The organism is Schnuerera sp. (assembly GCF_035459645.1).
Classification (GTDB): domain Bacteria; phylum Bacillota; class Clostridia; order Tissierellales; family Tepidimicrobiaceae; genus Schnuerera.
Genome location: NZ_DATHXO010000431.1, coordinates 1 through 1,831, shown reverse-complemented (window position 1 = coordinate 1,831; position 1,831 = coordinate 1). Strand labels below are relative to the sequence as shown.

Sequence of the window (1,831 nt, the reverse complement as noted above, 5' to 3'; positions counted from 1 at the left end):
ACTCATAGTAAGTACAAATATAGAGAAAGTAAAAAGAGATATAGATATTATTAAAGATATTGAGCTAAATTATGTATATAAAGACTATAAAGATATTAAAAATTGGAAATATAAATATTAGCATTTAATGTGCTAATATTTTTTTATATTATAATAAAGTACAAATATAAAAACCATTTGACAATATAGTATATTTGTGATACTATTATATATAGAGGGATTATGTTTATTTGTAAGGAGATGATTTTATTGATTTAGTTTAAAATACAAATATAAAAATATAATACAAAAAAAAGGAGGAGATATTTATTAGAATAAAAGTAGTAGACAGTCTTATGGGTACAGGGAAATCAACCTATTTTATTAACTATATGAAAAATAATAGAAATACAAAATATATTTATATTACACCATTTTTATCAGAAATACAAAGAGTATTAGAAGAAATTCCAGATTTTAAAGAACCTAGACACTTAGGTGAGGGAAAATTAGAGAATTTACATGATTTATTAGTTAATGATTATAATATAGCTACTACACATGCATTATTCAAAACATGCACTGAGGAAACTATAGATTTAATTAATGCTGGAGAATATACGCTTATACTTGATGAATCAATGGATGTAGTAGATATGTTTGATATAACCAACAAAGATTATGATTTATTAATAAAAAACAAAGTAATACAAATTAATTCTGATAAAATAGTAAATTGGCTTGATGATGAATATGAAGGACAATTTGATTATTTTAAAAGGTTATGTAAAAATGGAACAGTTATAGAAATAAAACAAACTAAAAAGATACAATTTTTAGCATGGAATTTTTCAACCAATGCTTTTAATGCATTTAAAGATATTTATATCCTTACATATTTATTTGAATCATCTATGATGCAACATTATTTTAAAATGAATAAAATTCAATATGATAAATATACAATACAGGATTATAATATGATTCCATTTGATACTAAAAAACCTTATGATAAAACAAAATATAAAAAATTAATTAATATTTATGAAGGTAATTTAAATAATATAGGAGATAGAAAAACTGCATTATCATTAAATTGGTTAAGGAAAAAATCTAAACTTAGAGATAAATTGAAAAATAATATATACAATTATTTTCAGCATCAAGTTAATGCAGTCTCTGATACAATAATATGGACAACTTTTAAAAACATACAAAAACATTTAAAAGGAAAAGGATATACAAAAGGGTTTTTAGCTTGTAATGCAAGAGCAACAAATGAATATAAACATACTTATAATTTAGCTTATTGCTGTAATAGATTTATAAGTCCAGATTATATTAAATATTTTGAATTACGTGGTGTAATAATTGATGAAGAATTATATGCATTATCAGAAATGCTACAATGGATATGGAGATCTAGAATAAGAGAAGGGAAACCTATAAACATATATATTCCTAGTAGAAGACAAAGAAACTTATTAATTAGATGGTTAAATAATAAAAATATATAATAATTTTGGGAGAAATAACTTCCCAAGCAAATCCTGTAACCATTGATATTACTAGGATTTAAATCCAAGTTCGTAAAGAAAGAAATTCTTTTAATATATAAATATAAAAACAAAAGATTAAAAGATTTAAGCCAAAAGAAAAACATCTTTTGTCTTAGGCTTGTCTTAAAAAAGAAAAACACTTTTTTAATCCAATCCGTATTATTTTTTATTGAGATAGTAGATTAATTTCTGCTATCTTTTTTATTTTCTATGTAGAAACATAAATATAAAATAATAATGCAAAATATAGCCCCATATACTAAAAATATGACGTTTATCGATAGAATGGCTAT

The 1,831-nt window shown here is 22.2% G+C and carries 1 protein-coding gene; it reads left to right on the top strand.

Annotated features, from left to right (window positions below; genetic code table 11):
* Window positions 1-371 precede the first annotated feature (371 nt).
* Window positions 372-1,496 (top strand): hypothetical protein, encoded by a 1,125-nt coding sequence (locus tag VK998_RS10235; protein ID WP_325228033.1) that lies wholly within the window; start codon window positions 372-374, stop codon window positions 1,494-1,496.
* The last annotated feature ends 335 nt before the right edge of the window (window positions 1,497-1,831 follow it).